Genomic DNA, 21,552 nt, shown 5'->3' on the forward strand with positions numbered 1-21,552 from the left:
TAAAATAACAAATTACATGATATACGGGAAAAAGCTATTAAAAATATATAAAATTCTTTTAAAAGAATACGGACCCCAGGAATGGTGGCCGGCCGACAGCCCTTTCGAGGTGATGCTCGGCGCGGTGCTTACCCAGAATACCAATTGGCTAAATGTTTCCCGGGCGATAGAGAATTTGAAGAAGAAGGATCTGATCTGCCCGCATAAAATTGCTGTCGTTTCCAAACGAAAATTGATCGCGGCCATCAGGCCGTCCGGCTTCTACAACCAGAAAGCCGCGTATTTAAAGGGTCTCAGCCAATATGTCCTGCAGAGATTTTCCGGCGATTTAAGAAAAATGTCTCGGTTCGAAACCAGCGTTCTGCGAAACGAACTGCTGGCCATCAGAGGCCTGGGTCCGGAGACGGTTGATTCAATCCTGCTCTATGCCCTGAACCAACCGGTCTTCGTGATAGACGCCTATACCCGGCGGATCTTCGGCCGCCACGGGATTAAAATAAAAGGATCGGATTATTCCGGCTGGCAAAAGTTCTTCGAATCGCATCTGCCGAAGGATCAAGGGTTATTCAATGAGTATCATGCCCTGATCGTCCGGCTGGCCAAGGAGAGATGCCGCCAGAGGCCCGATTGCCAGGGGTGTCCCCTGGAGGGTGTGACTTTATAAACTAATATGCTTTATCAGAAACGCGGCATTGCGATTATTACTACGGCGGTTAAATACAGTGATCCGTCATTCCTGCGAAGGCAGGAATCCAGGTCTGAATGCCAGCCGGAATTTATCCCGCACTTGATGCGGGAATGTCATGACAATAGGGGTTATTGATCTATTTGATCGCCGAGCTAATATAACCTTATTTCTGGCAGATGAGGCAATCTGGATATTCTTGGATTCCTGCCTTCGCAGGAATGACCTGACTAAAACCTTTCAAACCTATATAACCTTTATAATATTCGGTAATCCGATGCCCATCATCGAAGTAAATGAACTGGTCAAGAATTTCCGGACCTTCCGCCGGCGGAGCGGGCTGTGGGGATCCTTCAAGGACCTGGTCAACCGCAAGTACGAGATCGTCAAAGCGGTTGATCATATCAGCTTCTCCGTCGAACCGGGCGAGATGGTGGGCTATATAGGGGCCAACGGGGCCGGCAAGTCCACCACCATCAAGATGCTGACCGGGATCCTGGTGCCCACCTCGGGCAGCATCAGCGTCCAGGGGCTGGTGCCCTACAAAAAAAGATACCAGCACGTCAGGCAGATCGGGGTGGTGTTCGGCCAGCGCACCCAGCTGTGGTGGGACATCGCGGTGATCGAGGCCCTGCGTCTGCTGCAGAAGATATACGAGATACCCCAGGCCGATTTCGAGGCCCGGCTCCAAAAGTTCGAGGAGGTGCTGGGGATCGCGGACCTGCTGAACATTCCGGTCCGCAAGCTGTCGCTGGGCCAGCGGATGCGCTGCGACCTGGCGGCCTCGCTGCTGCACAACCCCCCGGTGCTGTTTCTGGACGAGCCCACCATCGGGCTGGACATCGCGGTCAAATCCAGCATCCGGGACTTCATCAAGGAGATCAACCGGGAATACAACACCACCGTGATCCTGACCACCCACGACCTGAGCGACATCGAGCATCTCTGCCGCCGGGTGATCATGATCGATCACGGACAGCTGATCTACGACGGGGACCTGAAATCGCTCAAGGACCGGGCGGTGGGCACCAGGCGCCTGCTGGTGGACTTCATCCTGCCCATGGGACGGCCGGGCCTGGAGAAGGTGCTGGCGGGATGTCCGGTGGAGATGGAGAGCAGCAATCCCTTCCATTGGGAGTTCGCCTTCGACCGGAAAAAGGTGGCCGCTCCGGAGATAATCGGCCAGCTGCTGTCCAAGCTTGAAGTGAGGGACCTGGAGCTGGAGAATCCCAAGATCGAGGACGTGGTCCGGGAGATCTACCAGCAGGGGCAGAAGTGAAAAAGATCTGAAGATGAGAATTTCGGAAGAGAATAAGGTGAGAACGGTCGTTGTTTTGATCAACAGGAGGATTTTCCCGACAGCGCTTGGTGCCTTTGAGCCTTTGTGGCATAGCGGCCTATGAACAATAAATTTGCCAAATACTGGGCCTTCATGCGGATGGGCTATCTGACCTACCTGGCCTATCGCTTTCAGGTGCTGATGAGCTTCGTCTCCTACCTGCTGATCATCGCCCTGAACTATTTTTTATGGAAGGCGGTTTTCGCCAAGCACCAGGTGATAGCCGGATTCACCATGGAGCAGATGATGACCTACGTGGTGATCGGCTGGTCGGCCCGGACCTTCTTTGCCAACCGGATAGACCGGATGATCGGCGATGCGGTGCGGGACGGCTCCATCGCCATGGACCTGTTGAAGCCCACCAATTTCCAGTTGTACCACTACTTCCGGGCCTTCGGCCGGGCGGTGTTCATGTTCCTGTTCATGACCCTGCCCATCATCATCGTGGCCTCGATGATATTTCCGGTCAGCCTGCCCAGCGGGAAGCTGGGGCCCTACCTGTTCCCCTTGAGCGTCATCCTGAGCTTCTTTTTACACGCCGGCATCAGCTATCTGACCGGGCTGGTGGCCTTCTTCACCAGGAACAACGAGGGGGTGCTGCGATTCAAACAGCTGCTGGTGGAGGTCTTCTCCGGGGTGATGATCCCCATCACCTTCTTCCCGGACTGGGTGCAGAATGTTTTGTTCTGGCTGCCGTTCAAGTACATCGCCTACGCCCCCTTGAGGATCTACCTGGGGATGGAGCCGCTGTCCAAGGTCCACCAGGGGGTGCTGCTGCAGATAATGTGGATCGTGATCATCTACCTGACCGGGCAGGTGGTCTGGCATTACGCCATCAAGCGGCTGGAGATCCAGGGGGGATGATAAAAATTCAAAAATGAAATATCAAAGATAAAAACGGATAGAATATCAAGCGCTTTATCTTTTACATAAATCTCCTGCGGGCCTACCTGTCCAATTCCATCAAGTCCCGCCTGGCCTACCGGGAGGATTTCCTGTCCGGCTTCATCGCCGGAGCCATGATGCAGCTGATCGGGGTGCTGTTCATCGTCTCGCTGTTCGTCAAGGTCCCCAGCCTCAAGGGATGGCGCAAGGAGGAGATATTCTTCATCTTCGGATTCTCCCAGGTCAGCCTGGGGCTGTTCTTCACCTTTTTCTCCAACCTGCTGGAGCTGAGCGAAAAGTACATCATCGAGGGCAACTTCGACCGGATCCTGCTTAGGCCATTGAACAGTTTCTTCCAGGTGGTCACCGAGCGCATCTACTGGGAGGAGAGCTCCACCATCCTGGTGGGCCTGTCGATGATGTCCTACGCCCTGTCGAAGATGCACCTGCAGCTTAGCGCCGGCGATTACCTGGTGACCTTCGGGCTGGTGCTGGCGGCCTGCACCATCTACCTGGCGATATTCACCATCCTGGTCAGCCTGACCTTCTGGTTCAACGACCGGGGCAGCGTGGTCTCGGTGATGCTGATGCTGGAAGGGTTCTCCCGCTATCCGGTGACCATCTTCAACCGGGTGGTGCGGGTGATCCTGACCTTTGTGATACCGTATGCCTTCACCGCCTTTTTCCCCTCGATGTATGTGCTGGGGAAGGACAGATACTCGATATATGTCTGGATGACCCCGGTGGTGGCCCTGGTCTTTTTGGGCCTGGCCCTGCTGGTCTGGCGCCAGGGGGCCCGGGCCTACGAGAGCACCGGAAGCTGAGGCCCCGGCGGAGTAGACGGCCTATCAAGCATATAATAATCAGGGCCTCAAATAGTAGACACCATTAACCACAAAGGCGCGAAGTTTATTAGAAACCAATAATCAAAGAGCAAATTCAATTTGGTGACTTTGTGTCTTGGTGGTAAAAAAGTCTAACATTGGGTTATTGCGTTATTACTTTAATTCTGTAAAACACCATCCAACTTGGAGGAATAATGATAAAGCTTCCCAACTTAAGGGATATCTTTTCCAGCGTCATCTCCCACGACATGGCGGTGGATCTGGGGACCGCCAGCACCCTGGTATATGTGCAGGGCAAGGGGATCGTCCTGCACCAGCCCTCGGTGGTGGCCATCGAGAAGAAGACCGGCATGGCCATTGCGGTGGGCGACGAGGCCAAGAAGATGCTGGGCCGGACCCCCGACGAGATCAAGGCCATCCGGCCCATGAAGGACGGGGTGATCGCCGATTTCGAGATCTGCGAGGAGATGCTGAGGGCCTTCATCAAGATGGCCCAGAAGCGGCGCTCCATAGTCAAGCCCCGGGTGATCGTCTGCGTGCCCTCGGGCATCACCGAGGTGGAGAAGCGGGCGGTGCGCGACTCGGCCGAGCACGCCGGGGCCCGGGAGGTGTACCTGGTGGCCGAGCCCATCGCGGCCGCCATAGGGGTGGGGCTGCCGGTCAGCTCGCCCATCGGCAGCATGGTGATAGACATCGGCGGCGGCACCACCGAGATCGCGGTGATCGCCCTGTCCGGCATCGTCAGCAACACCTCCATCCGCACCGCCGGCGACGAGATGGACGAGGCCATCGTGGAATACCTGCGCAAAAGCTACAGCGTCCTGATCGGCGAGCAGACCGCCGAGGACATCAAGATAAAGATCGGCTCGGCCTTCCCGGTGGAGGAGAGCCGGGAGATGGAGGTCAAGGGCCGGGACCTGGTGTCCGGCATCCCCCGGGCGGTAAAGGTCCGCAGCGAGGAGATCCGGGAGGCCCTGCGGGAGCCCATCAACCTGATAGTGCTGGCGGTGAAGAAGGCCCTGGAGCAGACCCCGCCGGAGCTGGCGGCCGACATCGTGGACGCCGGGATCGTGATGACCGGGGGCGGATCGCTGCTCAAGGGGCTGGACGCCCTGCTGCGCGAGGAGACCAACCTGCCCATCAAGGTGGCCGACAATCCCCGGGAGTGCATCGTGCTGGGGGCCGGCCGGATACTGGAGAGCCAGGACAACTTCGACAACGTGCTGATGCAGAGCCGCCGCGAATGATTAGGGATGACCGATACTGATGCTTCTGTTCGACCGAAGGATATGGCACCGGCACGACATTGCGGTGCTGATCGCCGCCCTGATCATCTCGGCGGTGCTGGCCGTTCTGCCGTCCGGGCTTAAAACCGCCGCCGGCGGCGGGGTGGTGGGGACATTGTTCGCCCCGCTGGAATATCCGGCCAGCCAGGTCCGGTCGCTATTCTTTAGCTGGAAGGACAATCAGGAATTAAGGCTGCGTCTGGCGGTGGCCTCCCTGGAGAACATCTCGCTGAAGGAGGCGGCCCGGGAGAATGACGAATTCCGGAGACTGCTGGAACTCAAGTCCCGCACCCAATGGCTGCTGAGGTCCGCCCGGGTGGTGGGGCGCGAGCCGGCGGCCCGGGCTCCTTCCCTGGTGGTCGAGCCAAGCGACCCCAAAGATATCAGGAATGATATGCCGGCGGTATCCGACCGGGGGCTGGTGGGGAAGGTGGTCAACTCCGGGCCGGAATATTCCCAGGTGGCCACCATCTTCGACCCGGACTCCCGGGTCAGCGCCATAGTGGCCCGCAGCCGGGTGCTGGGCATCTTCCGCACCGACCGGGGCCGGAGATGCATCCTGGACCGGGTTTCCTTGAGGTCCGATGTCCGGGAGGGCGACACCGTTCTGACCTCGGGCTACGGGCAGGTCTTCCCCTCGGGCCTGATGCTGGGAACGGTGGAGAGGATCCGGGTCGATAAAAGGCAGCTGACGATGAATATTGAGATCAGCCCTTCATTGGACCTGAACCGGACCAGCCAGATGTTCATCATCACCGGCGGGGTAAATCCGCCGCTTCCGTCGCTGGCCCCGGCCAAGGCTCCGGACAGCCTGGCATCCCGGCCCCGGAGGAGGCTTAAATTCCCGCCGCCTCCGGAGATGGATATCCGGCTGCCCCAGGCCCCGGTGCCGGTGCCGGATGAATCGGAGCTACCGGGAGGGCCCGGGCAATGATCAAGACCGTTAAAATTCTGTGGTTGATATGGCTGGCAGTATTCCTGCAGAGCTCGATGATAAATATCATCAGCCCCTGGGGGCTGATCCCCAACTTCATGGTGATGGTGATCGCCCTGGCCGGGCTGAAGGAGGGGGCGTCGTCCGGGGTCTGGACCGGGCTGCTGGTGGGGTTTCTGGCTGACTGTTATCACCCCTCCACCATGGGCCTGTTTGCTTTTGGGGGGACGGTGGTCGGTTATCTAACCGGAATGGCCCGGGACAGGATCTATCGGGAGCAGATCATAAGCCAGGCGGCCTTGACCGCGGCGCTGGCGCTGGCCTATCAGCTGTTCGTGTTTTTCGGGCGGGACGGGGGGGCGCTCTCCTCCTATCCCGGTTATTTTATCAGATTCGGCCTGGGTGGCGCCGTCCTCACCGCCCTGATCGCGGCCCTGATCCTGCCGGCCCTGGAACGCTGGGCCTACGGAAAAAGGTAGCGGTTGTGGCGCAGGATTATAAGAACAGCTCCCGGGCGGCGGCGGCCCTGATCTTCTGGATGGCGGCCCTGTCGGTGCTGCTGATCCGGACCGCCCAACTCCAGATACTTGAAGGGGCCAGGTATAAGAATTATGCCCGGCAGAACCGGGTCCGCAAGGTCGCCATCCCGGCCGCCCGGGGATTGATATTCTCCCGGGACAGCGTCATCATTGCCGAGAGCAAGCCGGCCTTCAACCTGGTGCTGGTGGCGGTCAGGGACTGGGGGCCGGCGGTGATAACCGCCGCTCGGATCCTGGGGCTGGACAGCAATTCGGTCAAACAGGAGATAACTTTCCAGAGACGGGCCTATCCCAAGGATCCGGTGTCCATCGTCCGGAACCTTTCCCCGGCACAGGTGGCCGTGATCGAGGAGCATTCCGACCAGCTGCCGGGGCTGCGGCTGGCCACCGAATCCCGGCGCAAGGCACCCTACGGCAGCTGTGCCAGCCACCTGATAGGGTATACCTCCGAACTGAACTCCAGGGAATACGAAAGGCTTAAGGATCAGGGTTATCGGCTGGGGGATTTTTTGGGCAAGGGCGGACTGGAGAAACAGTACGAATATCTACTGCGGGGCAGCGACGGCTGCGAATTCGTGGAGGTCGACGCCAAGGGCCGGGAGCAGGGGAACATTCCCGACCTGGAGCGGCTGGAGCCGGTGCCCGGGGCCAATCTTTACCTGACCATCGACTGGAAGCTGCAGCAGCTGGCCGAGAGCCTTTTTGTCGGCGGGATGCAGGGATCGGCGGTGGCGCTGGACCCCCGGACCGGCCAGATACTGGCCCTGGTCAGCAGTCCCAATTTCAATCCCGATCTTTTTTCCACCGGCATCAGCTCCGAAGACTGGGACCGGCTGGCCAACGACCCCTCCTTTCCCCTTTGGGACCGGGCCATCCGCAGCGTCTATCCTCCGGGCTCGACCTTCAAGGTCTTCACCGCCGCCGCGGCGCTGGACGGCGGCCTGATCGATGAAAAAAAGCTGCTGCCCAAGGCCTGTCACGGAGCCATGAGGATAGGCAACCGGGTTTTCAAATGCTGGAAACCTTCGGGCCACGGCTCGCTGAATCTGCACGAAGCCATCGTCCAGTCCTGCGACGTATATTTCTATCAACTGGGGCAGATGCTGGGGGTCCAGGGCATCTCCGACCTGTGCCTTAAGGTTGGCCTGGGATCGAAGACCGGGATCGACCTGCCCCAGGAGGTTCCCGGGCTGGTGCCCACCATCAGCTGGTACGAAAAACGGCTGGGGAGGGGAAGCTGGGGCGGCGGGGTCCCGGCCAATCTGTCCATTGGCCAGGGGGAACTGCTGGTCACACCTCTGCAGCTGGCGGTCATGTACGGGGCCATCGGAAACAACGGAAGGCTTTTCCAGCCGCACCTGGTCCTGAAGACCGAGGATTACAAAGGGGAATTGCTGGAGAAGGAAAAATTGATAAGGCACCAACTGGGCATCTCTCCCAGCAGCATAGCCATAATCAAGCAGGCCCTGGCCGGGGTGGTCAATCAGCCCGGCGGCACCGGCGGCTCGGCCAGGACATACGGGGTGGAGGTGGCCGGGAAGACCGGCACCGCCCAGAATCCCCACGGCGACGATCATTCCTGGTTCGTGGCCTTTGCCCCCAAGGATGATCCGGTGATCTCGGTGGCGGTATTGGTGGAGAATGCCGGGCACGGCTCGGCGGTGGCCGCGCCATTGGCCGGCAAACTGATCAGGCAGTACCTGGCGCAGCAGGGCATAACCAAGGACCACAACCTAAAAGTGGCGGCGGCCCCATGAAACTTTTCGGATTTCATTCCAGCCGCGATTTCGATATTCAGCTGCTGGCGGCGGTCCTGATACTGGTCTGCATCGGCATCCTGGCGGTGTACAGCGCCACCCAGACCGATCAGCCCGGCTTCGAAGGGATCTGGTCAAAGCAGCTGCTGTCGCTGGCCATCGGCCTGGCGGGCCTGGTGGTGGCGGTGATCGTTCCCTACCGATACCTGGAAGCCTTCGCCTGGCCGATATACGGCCTGTCCCTGGTCCTGCTGGTGGTGGTTCTGCTGGGGCCCAAACACATGAACACCCACCGCTGGATACGCCTGGGGGGGCAGATGTTCCAGCCCTCGGAGATCGCCAAGCTGGCCACCATCTTTGCCCTGGCCAAGCTTATTTACAAAAAAGACCTGGGCCGAGCGGGATTTCTGGGGATCCTGCTGCCGCTGGCCATAGTGGTGGTGCCCCTGGGGCTGGTGCTGGTCGAGCCGGACCTGGGGACCTCGCTTTCCTTCGGGGCGCTGTTCATCGCCATGATCTTCTGGCAGGGGTACCCGGTGAAGAACATCCTGTATCTGCTATCGCCGGTCCTTTCGATGGTGGCGGTGTTCTCCATGCCCAGCTGGATAGGCTTCATGATCCTGCTGCTGTTGTCGTTCTGGTTCTTTCGGATGAAGTTCAAGCATGCCTCCTGGATCTTGGTGCTGAATACGGTGATCGGAAGCATCACCCCGTTCCTGTGGCAGGGGCTCAAGGATTACCAGAGGATGAGGATCATGATATTCCTCAATCCCGGCATCGATCCCCGGGGGGCCGGCTGGCACGTCCTGCAGTCCAAGATCGCGGTGGGCTCCGGGGGCTTCTGGGGGCAGGGTTTTTTGAAGGGCACCCAGAAGAAGCTGTCGTTCCTGCCGGAGCAGCACACCGATTTCATCTTTGCCACCTTCGGCGAGGAATTCGGTTTCATCGGCTGTTTTGTCCTGCTGCTATTGTTCTTCTGGCTGGTGTACCGCGGAATCGTTATCGCCCGGCAGGCCCGGAACCGCTTTGCCGGGCTGGCGGCGGTGGGCATCCTGTCCATTTTGGGATACCATGTGATCCTGAATATCGGCATGGCCCTGGGAATTTTACCGGTGACCGGGATCCCCCTGCCGTTCCTGAGCTTCGGGGGCTCGGCCCTGATCATCAACCTGATGATGATCGGACTGCTGCTTAACATCGGGCTGCGAAGGTACGAATACTAAATAGATTTTAGTGAATTGATGACAGATTTCAAAGGACACTTTCACCGCTGAGGCGCAGAGAGTATTCTCGGTTATAACTTATGAGACTTTTTTGCTTATCGGATATCCTAAAACAATTCAACTGTTCAACTTCTTAAACTTTTTAAACATTCAGGTATGCTTCCCACAATTTTCAAGATAGGCCCCTTTACGTTGCACAGCTACGGCTTGATGCTGGCATTGGCATTTCTGTCGGCCATCCTGCTGCTGGAGGCCAGGGCCAAAAGATCCGGCCTGTCCAAGGATGCCATCATGGATTTTGGGCTGGTGGTGATGGTGGCTTCGGTGGTGGGCTCCCGGGCTTTTTATGTTTTAAGCCATTGGGCCGAATATGCGCCCCGGCCGCTGACGGCGCTGGCGGTGTGGGAGGGCGGACTTACCTTTTACGGGGGTGTTCTGCTGGCGGTGCCGGTCGGGATCATCTATCTCAGGAAAAAAGGCATCGCCTTCTGGCCGCTGGCCGACCTGGCGGCCCCGGCCTTCGCCCTGGGCCTGGGCATCGGGCGGTTGGGGTGTTTTTTGAACGGATGCTGTTTCGGCAACCCGTCATCCCTGCCCTGGGCAATAAGATTTCCGGCCGACACCGCCGCCGGAGCGGCCTTCACCTGCGCCCTGCATCCCACCCAGCTTTACGAGTCGATCTTCGGTTTTCTGGCCATGGCCTTATTGCTGTGGCTGGGGAAAAGAAAATATTTCCCCGGGGCGATGTTCTGCCTGTTCCTGGGGATGTACGGCGTTTGGCGTTTTGGGTTGGATCATTTTCGTTACTACGAAGACAGCCAGATCTGGCTCCTGGGGTTCACCAACAATCAATGGATAAGCCTGGGATTGATCGTTTTTGCCCTGGTCGCATCCTTGACCCTTTGGAAGAATGATAAAAGGCAAAAAAACAAGTAAAATTTATTTACTTTTTGCTTTTATAATGATAGAATAAAAAGCCGGATGCCGCTGCCGACTACGCCAATTTATCCGACGAAGCTTTAGCATAGTTGGAGGCTACGTCGGCCAAGGTAGCTTCCCGCCGTTGGCGGGACAGGACGCAAGGAAGCCCGGCACAACACGGAGTAATGGCAGGCCGCTGTAGCTCAGTTGGTAGAGCGACGCTCTCGTAAAGCTAAAAAGCGTGTTTAGCAAGTTTTTGTCATGCAATGTAATATAAAGCGGGGCCTAAAGTTAGGCTTCGCTTTTCTTCGTATGGTTGGACACGATAAACCCCTATTTTGCCCTATATGTGGTCACTTTTTGGACACCTAAATTGATCGTAAAACATTTCTGATGTAAAGACCTTTTACCATTCAAGTGGTCCGTCGCAAGTTGTTTTATTTCGATGTTGTCTATATAAAAAATAGATATACATTAAAATAAATCAGTATTACCTAGTGGCCGGCATCATTTTTGGGTTTCTAGCTGAGCCTTAGTTTTATTTTCAGTCGTCTTTACATTATTGGGCAACCTGCATTGGTAAAGGCTTTAGTGAAGATATGGCAAAATGAGGGCTCTTACCGTGAGGCTGTTTTTATCCCCAAAATGGTCGATTTGTATACAGAGTATCGGCAAGTATATATTTTTAACTTTACTGCCGCCAGTGATACGTTACGGATATATTTTTACGAACTATCTTGCCTTGGTCTGCTTAATCTTTTGTAATTCCCGTAATAGGCGCCGTAAACCTGCACCCGGTTGACAGAATTTCCGCGACGGGTTGCTCTTGTCTTTATTCCCAGAGCTTTTTGTCGGTCTTCCGGAGGAATTACTCTTTCTCATAGCGTGGCCGTTTGATATAGGCTATCCAGGTATTTGGCATATTTGACGATTTCCTTTTGTTCGATCATGGGTAGTTTTTCGAAGCAGGTAAAAAGTTCTTTGGCGTTTGGGTCAGCCAGGATCATTTCGTTTGTTGTCATCTTGTCTGCTTTGCCGATCAGGTAGTCTATGGTGACATTAAGAGCGGAAGCCAGTTTTATGAGAGTGCTGGGGCGCAGGTTATTTACTTTGCCGCTTTCAATCCGGGAGATAGAGGCTTGAGTCATCGAGGTTTGTTTAGCCAAACTGCGCTGTGTGATTTTGAGGTTGCGTCTAAGCTGATGTACTTTTTCATTGAATGACATGGCTGGTTACCTTCATTTATGTTATATATAAATTATACACTAATATTATACTGAACCCCAAAATGATTACAACGGCTCTTTCCTTGTCGGGCGTTGGTATTTCAGGGATTTTGTTTTACGCGTATTTTGGGTTGTCTTAAAAATAGATGGTATAATATATATATGATCGTATATTTCAATAATGTTACTTTTAGCATTGAGGAGAAACAATGGACCCTTCAAAGGTGGTCTGTCCGAAAAATAGCAAATTGGTCCATATCCAAGTTCCATATGCCGTGCTGAAAATGGATGTCACTTTGGCTTCTAAGCTGGTGTGGGGTTATTTATATTCCCTTGGGAATATGACGGGTAAAGTATATCCGTCTTTAAAAACAATTGCGAAGGCCTTAAATATTGACGAAAGTACCGTCAAGCGATCCGTAAAAGAATTGGTTGCTAAGGAGCTTTTGGGTAAATTGTCGCCAACAAAAGCTGAACAGTTGGCTTATCGGAAAACTAATCGTTATTTTGTCCGTTATCCTCGGGCTGAATCCTTAGGTGCGGAGGAGATAGGGGGCGAATTGACCCCGGTAGGTAGTGCAAAATGCCCTACTAATTATATTAATAATATAGCGGAAGTAAGCCAGCCTTTAGAAGCTGGCTCGGTTGATAGCGAACTTTCTGATATGGAAGGAGGGAATCTGGAGCTTGCTGGATCGTCCGAAGGTGTTTCAACCTCTTCCACTATTGGCAAAGCGGAAGCTGGCTTATTGGAAATTGAGCATATTGCGTGGCCTGGCATATCCCTTTACGACTGGTATGATAAAATGGAGCAAACCAATCAAGCATTTAAAGGTTTTGCCAGAAGGTTAGTGCTGTCTGAATTAATTGGGCATTATCGGGCTGGTTATTTCCGGTATATTACTCAAACATTATCGGACGGTGTGGAATATTGCTGCTGTAACTTTACTGATTTATTGGTTGACTTTAGGCCGGATGTATTATTGGGCGTGCAATATGTCTATTATTGGGGTAGTCCATTTTTATCGGGGTATAAGGCATATGTCGCACTGTATGAAGATGGTCATTATTATTCTTTGTATCGTGGCCAGAAATCTGAGATCGTTGACTGGGATCGCGATTTCTATGACATTTTTGGTGCCATAGAACATTCGTTTGCTCAGCAAAAATAGGCTGAAGATCAGTAACCCTAAACCAGGCCCCATCTCTCAACGAAGGTGGAGCTTTTTCTGTTATACCTTTTAACAAATAACGAGAGGAGCTAAAATGAATAATGAAATTACCAAGCCAACCAATGGAGAAATCTTGCTATGGGATGTCCATAAGACTGCAGAAGCTACCAGGCTATCAGTTCAGACGATTTATATATGGGTAAGCCAAAGGAGAATACCGTTTGTCAAGGTTGGCAGGCGCACTCTTTTTGACCCGAAGGATATTAAAGCCTGGATTGAGTCGCAAAAGGTCGAAGTGAACCAATGGAATAAATAGTTTACCCCATACCCCTGCTCACAGCCCCATCTCTTAACCGAGGTGGGGCTTTTTTTGTTTCCCCCAGGGTCTGTCAAATCGGCAGGCCCTTTTTTATTAATCTAAAAAGGAGGCCATCATGTCACAGGAACAATGGGAATTCATCACAGCATGCCAAAGGGCGCAGGACGAGGCTTACAACGTCGGTAATTTAGAACTTGCCGTAAGCTGGTCGGAACACATTCTTGAAGCTCTTAAGTAACTGGACCTACCAAACTGGCAGGCCCTTAACTTTAACCTAGGAGGAACTATGATCACCAGAACCAAACCCCACAAGCCCGATGTCGCCCAGATCGTAACCGATCAGATACTGGAAGCGATGGAGAAGGGCACCATACCCTGGCAGAAACCTTGGAAGACCTGTTTACCTATGAATATGGTGTCGAAGCATCAATACCATGGCATCAATTTACTTATCCTGTCCCTATCGGAACATGTCAGCCCTTTTTATGCGACCTTTAATCAGATAACGGAATTAGGCGGGCAGGTTAAGCCAGGATCGAGGGCATTCAGGATCGTCTATTGGCGTTTGCTTGAACACATTAATTCACAGTCAGGGGAAGTAACCGAGGTTCCATTGATGCGCTATTATTGCGTCTTTAATCTTGAACAGACTACAGGGATCCCGGAAGAAAAGATTCCCCAGATAGGAAAGGGGGTTAATCCCATTGAGGCTTGCGAGGAAGTGTTTAAGAATATGCCAAATAAACCGGGATTGATAGGGTCCAGGGAGGCTTACTACGATAGGAAAGAGGACTTGATCGGGATGCCGGCCCGGGAGTGGTTTGACAGCCCAGAGGAGTTCTATTCCACTTTATGGCATGAAACCGTTCATTCAACAGGCCACCAGAAAAGGTTGGACCGGGACAACAGCTATGACAAGGCAGGGTTTAATGCTGCTTATTCGAATGAGGAGCTTATCGCGGAGCTTGGATCATCCTTCCTATGTGCTTATGCTGGAATAGCCCCAATGACTATCAGGAACCAGGCCGCCTATATTGACCATTGGTTAAAGCGGATCAAGGGAGATAAGAAGCTCATCATCTATGCGGCATCGGCGGCACAGAAGGCAGTGAACTACATTCTTCACGAGCCTGGAGAAATTAACTTTAATCAGTGCACCTGGCTGGGTGACTACTTTAATCTTTAATTTAAAGGAGATAGAAATGAACAACGCTTTTACCCTGGAAACATTCATCGAGTTTGATGTCGATGAGATCCTGGCAACCTGTCCTTTATGCGGTCATGTAGCCAGGTTTACTTTTTACGGGAGAGAACTGGAGATAGATTGTCCGGATTTCTCTTGTCCTAATAATAAGGATAATAAGAATGAATGAACATCAGCACAATTGAGGGGCCATCACAATTAAGTGGTGGCCTCTTTTTTTGTGCCTAAATTGAAAGGGGTTCCAATGAAACGCTACAAAAAATATCCCTTGGAATTATTAAAGGTGTCGGAGCCTATATCCGATAAACCATTATGCAGTCCCCAGGCTGTATATGAGTATATGCGGGCAGAATCACTTGCAGACCGGGAAATAATGTGGATATTGCATTTGAACACCAAGAACAAGATAATCAAAAAGGAGATGGTAGCTATGGGAGGAGTTGACAGCTGCCGGGTTATTTTGGGATTGGCTCTTAGGGGAGTGGTCGCGAATGGAGTGGGAACTATCATTAGCGTGCATAACCATCCCTCAGGTGAAACAGTCCCATCACAGGAGGACAGGCAGTTTTGGATGTCCCTGAATGATGCCTGTCTTTTATTGGGTATAAGAGCGCTGGACCATATGATATTGGGGTCTGACGGGTATTATTCATTAGAAGAGAGCAAATAGGTCGAAAGAAGCCCTGCATCTGAAATACGGTGCAGGGCTTTTCCTGTATAGTAATTAATGCATATAATATTTTTTTTAGAAAAATATTATACTTGACAAATATGCGCAATATTAGTACAATACAGAGCATACAAACTATATTATTGATCGTAACAAAATAGTTTAAAATTAAAGGCAATGAATATGTATAGGCGAAGTAATTTTATCATTGTAATAATGGTCATGTTTTTTGTAGGCTGTTCTTGTAATAAGCCTACTGAGGTCATTCTGCCTACTTATGATTCCAGGAATGTGAGTCGCAATGCCAGTAACTCCTATAGCGGTACATTGTGCGTTGGCGCTGACGGCACAGTACATGTGGTTTGGAGCGATGACGCAACCGGCCAGTTAAAGACTTATTATGCCTGCAAAACAGCTGGTGGTAGTTGGAGTGTGGCGGTGAACATATCGGGCAGTACAACAAATGCTTGCAGCGCGCCGCAAATAGCAATTGATCAATTTGGCAACCTGCATGTAGTATGGGATGAGCTTGGATCCGTACCAGGGAGCCATGCTATGTATACTAATAAACCCGTTGGTGGTAGTTGGGTAGTTCCTATTGACATCAGTAGCCCAACTACAGTTGATGGGTCATTGCCACAAATTGGTATAGATGGAACTGGTAAAGTTTATGTTATTTATGATGGGGGTGGAGGGGTTTTATTTTTTACCATAAGAGAGTTATCAGAGTTGTGGAGCACTCCGATAGAGTTTCAAAGACCATTTGGGAATCCTTCCTTGGCAGTAAGTAATGACGGTCAAATGCATGTAGTTTATGAAAATAATTTGCATGGGATTATGTATATGCATCGCACGTCTGCTGGAGCCTGGGATTCAGCGGTTGATGTATCCCGAATGCCTGCTCAATATTGTTCAATTGCTGATATTGAAGTAGATGATGCTGGCAATGTCTATGCCGCTTGGACTGACCGAACGGCCAGTGAAGTATATTTTTCTAAGAAGGTTATCGGGGATACGGCTTGGAGTCAACCATTAAATGTTTCCAGTAGTTCAGCGGGTTCCTGGATTCCTAGGGTTGTTGTTGGGTCTGATTATATAGTTCATTTTATCTGGGCAGAGGATATAGCTCCAGGATATGGGGATATATTTTACAAAAAAGAGCTTATTGATAGTTCGTGGACGAACGTTATAAATATTTCCAACACTGCTGGCGATTCGCGAATAAGCGGTTTTGTAATAGACGGAAATAACAAGCTTCATGTTTTATGGACAGAAGTCCCAGATAACGAAGTATATTATGACATATATCCGAAATAGAATATCAAATTATTAAAGGGGGAAGCTATGTCAAAGAAATGGTACGTTCTTGCGCTGATATCGTTGATATTAATCAGTGGTATCGGGATAGCCAATGCTCACTCTCCGTTTATGCATATGTATGTTGGCTCGAAAACATTCAGTGTGTGGAATACATATGATCCTGAATTTTATAATGCGCTCATAAATGACGAAAATGTATATTTACATAAGTTTTATTATATTGGACTTACATTGCCAGACATGCTCGATATGGAAACACAAGAAAAGATAACGAAGTTGATAAATAAGTTCTATAATAATCGCTCATATTTTACACAACAATTGTATATAACTGATAATACAAAAAATTATTGCCAAACCACAATAAACTGCCCAAGCCATGATATATCCAAACTTTGGTATATGGTGAAACAAGCAAAGGATAATAACTGGAGTTTGCTGCGCAAATCTATTATTTACGGAGCTTATATGCATGTCATTCAAGATAAAATAGCTCACCAGGTTATGCAGCCGGCTTCTTTGGGACATGGTATAGCAATAGAAAGCGATGTTGTTGATAATCAAAAGTTATTAGAAATACCGGAATCTTATCAGGAGTTATTTTCATCAACATATATTCCTGATTGGAGTTTTATAACAAAGTTATATTTAGGCAGAGATGTTAATCTTTCTCAATGGGCCTACGGTGATTTTGAGTTTGTAATGTTTTGTATGACAGTGGATAATCCTAACAGTGCACAAAGGTTATGTGGTTGGCAAGATTATGAATCTTTTAATAGCGCATATCTTGATCCAGTAAGCTATTTCGCTGTGGCTGCTATTGATCAAGGGTATTGTGTTGGTTATTCGGGGCCTGATTTGTATTGGAAATTAAAAAGTTATATGACAGGTTGGGGGATAATGTTATTTTCAACATGCGGGTATAATATGAATACAAATCCCCCTTCTGATATTGGAGGGTTGTTAAGCCACCCGAACTGGAAACCCACGGACTATAAGGATTTTCTTGTTTCGGCAGCGACGAGGTACGTTACATTGCCTTTCCCATTGAATATTTTTACTCTTTTGAAAAGTGATTGGTTTTTTGGACTTATCCCTGGTGTTGAAACATTAGTTAAAGATATAATTGATTGGATATTCGACAATTATGATATTCCTAACATGTCATGGACAACGTATTTGGAAAGTTCGACATATCTTGAGAATTTTTATAATTCATTACCCCCTGAGGTACAAAATGAGATTGGTGATAAATATACCAGTATGATTTACGCTTTAAGAAATTACGAACAGTATAGCACTATAAAAAAACCAAATCTACGCTCAAGCTATGCTGATCAGCCCGGTTTGGCTGTCAGTTGTGCCCCATTATATAAACAAGCTATTGGTGACCCCCAATGGTTGGAGAAAACGTCTACGGGGGCAAGCACATTTCTATTGTCACGTAAAGCCGGTTTATTGGGTGGTATGTTCCCATTAGAACTCACCAGGCCATATGACTACCAGCCGGGTATTTTTGATATGCATTTCGAACGAAATGGTAACTACGTATACACAACACAAGCACTTGATTACCCAACAAACGATAATATAAGTGTCAAGTATGATGTGGTTACTGTGGGGATAAATGATATAAGAGTTATGGGGAAAAACCTGGATATCACAGAACCAACACCATTAGTATCGACAGGTAATATGCCAATATTTTCTCATCAACAAGGGAATCTATCTTATTTAGCTCAAACCGCTATTCAAAATGGATATACTGAGCTTTCCTTTGAGGGAAGATCCCGTTCTCAAGGATCCCCACCATATTATTATGAACAAATGATAAGCTCAGATTACCGCGATAAATATAACGCCAACATGGTAATAAGTAATAACAGTAATTACGTATATTGGTTCAAAAACGGCCAGCCAACAAGAAATATTAGCGAAGACCCCTTGGCTAATCCAGTCAGTTATTGGCCGTATACTTTGCAATTAGGAGTTATGGGGCTTGCTGTTAATTTTGAGTCAGTCGAATGGTATTTAAAGGAAAACCAAATCGCCTACAGTCAGGACGTGTCTTCTCAATCTGCTATCAGAGTTGGAGCCGATGGAACAGTTGCGCCACATAACGGCACATGGATGTATAAAGTTACTGGTATTGATGGTAGTGGAACTGTAGAAAATGAATTAAACGCTCCAAGAAAAGTGTTAAGTAGTTCTATCAATAGTTTTTGTTATTGGAATCTTACCAACATCCCAATTGTTGTTACTGAAAACACCTATCTTTCATTTTGGCGCTATGTAAAGGAATCACCTAGTGATCAGGGGCGTATTTTTATTGATGGCGTAACCTCGGATGGAAAAACCTTAAGGGATTGGGATGTCGGTACCTATTTGTGCGACCAGAATGGCACTCGAGCGCACCCCACAAACGCCAGACCTCAAACACCTACAGATGGTTGGAGACAATATATTGTCAACTTGTCGCCTATGGCTGGCAATGTTGTTAATTTGATGATAGGGTATGATGACCAGGGTGCTGAATCCGGTACTTTTACTGCTTATTTTGACGATATAGAAATAAGGCAGGGTTACCCATACTCAAACCAATGGTATGCCGAAGAATTCGGGGATAATAACGGCAGCACGGTGGCATTAGTCGGCAAATCGGGGGATGGCATGGACCTCAATTATAATGTATGGTACACCTATGCTGGCGAGTTATCCGAATGGAAAAACGGGCCATACTTAAGAAAGAACATAGAACCGGATTTTGTCACCCCTGACGACAAAGATATATTTGTCAACTGGACACAGTACGATTACAATCACTCTTTGCATTATATGCTTTTAATGCAAGGCGCAGATAACGTTGACCGGTGGCTGATATATTCGGCCAATGCCAGCAACCACTGGGGCAATCAGGGCTGGGTAGATATGAGCGCCAACCCAACGGGTATTTTTTATCAGGATGTAACCTATAACCGTAATGCCAGTTTGGATTATTGCACAGAGTTTGGCGTAAGAGCCGCCTCCCTTAAGGAAACCAGGGTAGGGCATTTTTCCAGCACAAAATGGAGCGGTCCAAGTGGGGGGTATGTAAAAGACATCACTATCAATCAGGGCACACTTGCATTGCCAGCTTCTCCAGGTCTTACAGGATCATACTATTCAGTTGCTATGAGTAAAGGAATACCAGATCCTGAGGCTAGAAGCTATTATGCGATACTTTCATGGACATCTAGGTCAGGTTCGTACCCAATACAAAGCTATCAGATACAGGCACATTATACCGAAAGCCCTACATGGACCGATAGAGCAACAGTATATACAGGTTATTGGAAGGATACTGACTGGCCACTTGGTGTTATTGAATACCGTGTCAGATCAGTTGATTCCAAGGGAAATGTCGGACCATGGTCGAATATTTTTAAAGCTTCCGAGCCCATAACAAACGATCCGATAATTGCTTCTTCAACCACAGATGAAGCTACGGCATATTCTAACGGTAAAAAGATTATGGTGGATAATTCGGGAAAACTTCACGTGGTTTTTGCCAGCAATGATAGTGTTTATTATTGTATTTCAACCGACGATGGCAATACCTGGTCTTCTGCCAGTAGCGTTGGTCAAGGCAAGAATCCGGCCATAGAACTGTCGGGTGCTCAAAAGCCCATGGTTTGCTGGAGCAAAGGCAACGAATTATATCGGGCGGAAAAGGACAGCCTGAAATTCACAGAACCGCAGATGATCTATGCCGGACCTGAAGGCACAGAAATTTCATACTTGGCTTATGTGCTTGACCAGGCTACCGATAATTCATATTTGGGTTGGGTTGACGACGGGCCTTCGGGATCGGCAGTATACATTTCGCCATATAATCCGAACACTTCTGCCAATTTAAGCCCCACACCGATAGATCAGGGCGGTACTACAGCCTTTAAATCGCCTTCATTGGCATTGGATAAGAAAGGCAAGTTAAAAACCGCCTGGAGTAAAAATGGCATTGTATTCTTCAATGATGAAAATGGACTAACGCAAATCAGCAATAACGGCATTCACCCTATTGTTGAAACCTACGGTGATAAAACCACCGTGGTTTGGCAGGAGGAAATACTGCCGGATATATATCAGGTGGTAAAAAAGGTTAAGGGGCCAAAGGGATGGTCTGAAAAACAATTAGTTTCATATCCCGACAGCCTTAACGCCGATTTCCCTGTAGTGGCCGCCTCCGGTCAATATGTTTACTGCAAGAATTTATTTGATGATTACTACGACGTCATTTGGAGGGGCGATTATGACAATGGCTGGCAGAGGAGCGTTCAGGATATTACGGCATTTTCCGGGGGCATTTCAAAATATCCCACGGCGGTATTTAAACAAAAATGGCCTCAATCCAAACTTTATATTGTTTGGACGGAAGATATGTCAAATAATTCCAAGGGATCCAAAGCCACATCCATTGTATCTAACGTAAAAAATTATACCTTGTCTGTGGACCCTGTTTCATATTATTATGCCGATGCCGGCACAGAAGAATCTGATATTTATAATTATCAAAAATCAGGATCTTTCTATTATGGCCCGCAGCCTGAATATACTGTTGATTATCATGCAACTGAGCTTAAGTACAATTTCCAAAACCTCGACCCCAAAAAACGATACAGAATAAAAGTCGTTTATTATCACGAATTGGACAAATACGTCATACAAACACTTTCGGTGGATAATACTTTTAAAAAGAAAACCACGGTTGATCCGATGACAGTATGCACCGAAGAGCATTGGATACCGACAAGTTGTATCATGGACGGTCAGGTAGATGTAACAATAACAAAGTCCAACGGGCAATATGCCGTTTGTTCGGTTATTGCTCTTTATGAATACGACAAGGATTGTACGGATAAATCAGGTGATGATATATCTGAAAGTATCAGCACCGTAGTAACGCAATTTAGATATGAGTTGATGCAAAATTATCCCAACCCCAATACTGGCAAAACGGCCATAAAATACCAGCTTGCCAAGCCGGGAAAGGTCAGCCTTAAGATATATAACACTCTTGGACAAGTGGTAAAAACCTTGGTTTCACAGGAACAGCAACCAGGATATTACAATGCAGCTTGGGATGGAAAAGATAATGGTGGTAGGCAAACTTCAGCCGGGGTGTACTTCTACCGCTTGGAATCCGGTGATTTCAAGGCAACCAAGAAGATGGTAGTGATCAAGTAGAACC

Annotated in this window: 17 protein-coding genes; 16 read left to right on the forward strand and 1 reads right to left on the reverse strand. The window is 49.8% G+C overall.

What is annotated here, in order from left to right; genetic code table 11:
• The first annotated feature begins 16 nt into the window (after window positions 1–16).
• From A2273_10935 to A2273_10980, 10 genes are all read left to right on the forward strand, one after another.
• Window positions 17–664 (forward strand): hypothetical protein, encoded by a 648-nt coding sequence (locus tag A2273_10935; GenBank protein ID OGF09120.1) that lies wholly within the window; start codon window positions 17–19, stop codon window positions 662–664.
• A 298-nt stretch (window positions 665–962) separates the two neighbouring features.
• Entirely contained in the window at window positions 963–1,964 is a 1,002-nt protein-coding gene (locus A2273_10940; protein ID OGF09157.1) for a daunorubicin ABC transporter ATP-binding protein, read from the forward strand.
• A 120-nt stretch (window positions 1,965–2,084) separates the two neighbouring features.
• Window positions 2,085–2,888, forward strand: coding sequence for a hypothetical protein (locus A2273_10945; protein OGF09121.1), 804 nt, complete (start codon window positions 2,085–2,087; stop codon window positions 2,886–2,888).
• Between the two features lie 158 nt (window positions 2,889–3,046).
• On the forward strand, window positions 3,047–3,733 hold the full coding sequence (locus A2273_10950) for a hypothetical protein (protein OGF09122.1): 687 nt from the start codon (window positions 3,047–3,049) through the stop codon (window positions 3,731–3,733).
• A 215-nt stretch (window positions 3,734–3,948) separates the two neighbouring features.
• Entirely contained in the window at window positions 3,949–5,001 is a 1,053-nt protein-coding gene (locus A2273_10955; GenBank protein ID OGF09123.1) for a rod shape-determining protein, read from the forward strand.
• A gap of 19 nt (window positions 5,002–5,020) precedes the next feature.
• On the forward strand, window positions 5,021–5,974 hold the full coding sequence (locus A2273_10960) for a rod shape-determining protein MreC (GenBank protein ID OGF09124.1): 954 nt from the start codon (window positions 5,021–5,023) through the stop codon (window positions 5,972–5,974).
• Window positions 5,971–6,453: a rod shape-determining protein MreD gene (locus tag A2273_10965; protein OGF09125.1), complete on the forward strand. Its 483-nt coding sequence runs from the start codon at window positions 5,971–5,973 to the stop codon at window positions 6,451–6,453. The genes A2273_10960 and A2273_10965 overlap by 4 nt, the downstream gene beginning before the upstream one ends.
• 5 nt (window positions 6,454–6,458) lie before the next feature.
• A complete protein-coding gene (locus A2273_10970; protein OGF09126.1) occupies window positions 6,459–8,270 on the forward strand; it encodes a penicillin-binding protein 2 in 1,812 nt (603 codons plus the stop codon).
• Window positions 8,267–9,493 (forward strand): rod shape-determining protein RodA, encoded by a 1,227-nt coding sequence (locus A2273_10975; protein ID OGF09127.1) that lies wholly within the window; start codon window positions 8,267–8,269, stop codon window positions 9,491–9,493. The genes A2273_10970 and A2273_10975 overlap by 4 nt, the downstream gene beginning before the upstream one ends.
• Before the next feature lie 210 nt (window positions 9,494–9,703).
• Window positions 9,704–10,429 (forward strand): prolipoprotein diacylglyceryl transferase, encoded by a 726-nt coding sequence (locus A2273_10980; protein OGF09128.1) that lies wholly within the window; start codon window positions 9,704–9,706, stop codon window positions 10,427–10,429.
• Between the two features lie 863 nt (window positions 10,430–11,292).
• Here A2273_10980 and A2273_10985 read toward each other — a convergent pair.
• Entirely contained in the window at window positions 11,293–11,640 is a 348-nt protein-coding gene (locus A2273_10985; GenBank protein ID OGF09129.1) for a hypothetical protein, read from the reverse strand.
• Window positions 11,641–11,849: 209 nt separating this feature from the next.
• Between A2273_10985 and A2273_10990 the strand changes: the two genes are divergently transcribed.
• The 6 genes from A2273_10990 to A2273_11015 all read left to right on the forward strand — a co-directional run bounded on the left by A2273_10990 (window position 11,850) and on the right by A2273_11015 (window position 21,548).
• Window positions 11,850–12,812 (forward strand): hypothetical protein, encoded by a 963-nt coding sequence (locus tag A2273_10990; GenBank protein ID OGF09130.1) that lies wholly within the window; start codon window positions 11,850–11,852, stop codon window positions 12,810–12,812.
• 94 nt (window positions 12,813–12,906) lie between these two features.
• Entirely contained in the window at window positions 12,907–13,128 is a 222-nt protein-coding gene (locus A2273_10995) for a hypothetical protein (protein ID OGF09131.1), read from the forward strand.
• 289 nt (window positions 13,129–13,417) lie between these two features.
• Window positions 13,418–14,317 carry a hypothetical protein gene (locus A2273_11000; protein OGF09132.1) on the forward strand — a complete coding sequence of 300 codons (900 nt, stop codon included), beginning with the start codon at window positions 13,418–13,420 and terminating at the stop codon, window positions 14,315–14,317.
• 262 nt (window positions 14,318–14,579) lie between these two features.
• Window positions 14,580–15,005, forward strand: coding sequence for a hypothetical protein (locus A2273_11005; GenBank protein ID OGF09133.1), 426 nt, complete (start codon window positions 14,580–14,582; stop codon window positions 15,003–15,005).
• 183 nt (window positions 15,006–15,188) lie between these two features.
• Window positions 15,189–16,322 (forward strand): hypothetical protein, encoded by a 1,134-nt coding sequence (locus A2273_11010; protein ID OGF09134.1) that lies wholly within the window; start codon window positions 15,189–15,191, stop codon window positions 16,320–16,322.
• Between the two features lie 27 nt (window positions 16,323–16,349).
• Window positions 16,350–21,548 (forward strand): hypothetical protein, encoded by a 5,199-nt coding sequence (locus A2273_11015; protein ID OGF09135.1) that lies wholly within the window; start codon window positions 16,350–16,352, stop codon window positions 21,546–21,548.
• Window positions 21,549–21,552: the final 4 nt, after the last annotated feature.

This window comes from Candidatus Edwardsbacteria bacterium RifOxyA12_full_54_48 (assembly GCA_001777915.1).
Taxonomy (GTDB): domain Bacteria; phylum Edwardsbacteria; class AC1; order AC1; family EtOH8; genus UBA2226.

Bases quoted from the DNA above. Each gene is read 5' to 3' on its own strand.
- A2273_10950 (OGF09122.1), top strand. From the start codon at position 3,047: ATGCAGCTGATCGGGGTGCTGTTCATCGTCTCGCTGTTCGTCAAGGTC.
- A2273_10955 (OGF09123.1), top strand. From the start codon at position 3,949: ATGATAAAGCTTCCCAACTTAAGGGATATCTTTTCCAGCGTCATCTCC.
- A2273_10975 (OGF09127.1), top strand. From the start codon at position 8,267: ATGAAACTTTTCGGATTTCATTCCAGCCGCGATTTCGATATTCAGCTG.
- A2273_10960 (OGF09124.1), top strand. From the start codon at position 5,021: ATGCTTCTGTTCGACCGAAGGATATGGCACCGGCACGACATTGCGGTG.
- A2273_11010 (OGF09134.1), top strand. From the start codon at position 15,189: ATGTATAGGCGAAGTAATTTTATCATTGTAATAATGGTCATGTTTTTT.
- A2273_10935 (OGF09120.1), top strand. From the start codon at position 17: ATGATATACGGGAAAAAGCTATTAAAAATATATAAAATTCTTTTAAAA.
- A2273_11000 (OGF09132.1), top strand. From the start codon at position 13,418: ATGATCACCAGAACCAAACCCCACAAGCCCGATGTCGCCCAGATCGTA.
- A2273_10985 (OGF09129.1), bottom strand. From the start codon at position 11,640: ATGTCATTCAATGAAAAAGTACATCAGCTTAGACGCAACCTCAAAATC.
- A2273_10945 (OGF09121.1), top strand. From the start codon at position 2,085: ATGAACAATAAATTTGCCAAATACTGGGCCTTCATGCGGATGGGCTAT.
- A2273_11005 (OGF09133.1), top strand. From the start codon at position 14,580: ATGAAACGCTACAAAAAATATCCCTTGGAATTATTAAAGGTGTCGGAG.
- A2273_10990 (OGF09130.1), top strand. From the start codon at position 11,850: ATGGACCCTTCAAAGGTGGTCTGTCCGAAAAATAGCAAATTGGTCCAT.
- A2273_11015 (OGF09135.1), top strand. From the start codon at position 16,350: ATGTCAAAGAAATGGTACGTTCTTGCGCTGATATCGTTGATATTAATC.
- A2273_10940 (OGF09157.1), top strand. From the start codon at position 963: ATGCCCATCATCGAAGTAAATGAACTGGTCAAGAATTTCCGGACCTTC.
- A2273_10980 (OGF09128.1), top strand. From the start codon at position 9,704: ATGCTGGCATTGGCATTTCTGTCGGCCATCCTGCTGCTGGAGGCCAGG.
- A2273_10965 (OGF09125.1), top strand. From the start codon at position 5,971: ATGATCAAGACCGTTAAAATTCTGTGGTTGATATGGCTGGCAGTATTC.
- A2273_10995 (OGF09131.1), top strand. From the start codon at position 12,907: ATGAATAATGAAATTACCAAGCCAACCAATGGAGAAATCTTGCTATGG.